Annotated in this window: 1 protein-coding gene; it reads right to left on the bottom strand. The window is 64.6% G+C overall.

The genetic code is table 11. From position 1 onward, the window contains the following. On the bottom strand, positions 1–350 hold a 350-nt coding region (locus HX773_RS25705; protein ID WP_218168376.1), incomplete at both ends, for an AMIN domain-containing protein.

Below are 350 nucleotides of genomic sequence, written 5' to 3'. Positions count from 1 at the left end.
CGATGACCCTGGCCGTCCTGGGGCGGCAGCAGGAAGCTGTTGAGCTGGATCGGCGTCGCCAGGTCCAGGACGATCCGCGTATCGCCCTGGCCGAAATGCCCGGAGCGGATCGAACGGATCACCGTGTTCTTCAAGGCCAACTGGCTGAAATCGCCGGTCAGCTTCGCCCCGCTCAGGTCGATGATCAGCCGCTCGGGCGAGGTCAGGGAAAACGTCTTGTATTGCACCGGGCCGCTGAGATCGAGCACCAGGCGCAGCTTGTCGCCGGTACGCCACAGGCGCGCATTCTGGATCTGTGCCGCGGACAGGCCCAGGGGTATGAAGGCCGCACCGGCCAACAGGAAATTGAG

This window comes from Pantoea sp. B9002 (genome assembly GCF_013385945.1).
Classification (GTDB): Bacteria; Pseudomonadota; Gammaproteobacteria; order Enterobacterales; family Enterobacteriaceae; genus Pantoea.
This window is presented reverse-complemented; position numbering and strand designations above follow the sequence as displayed.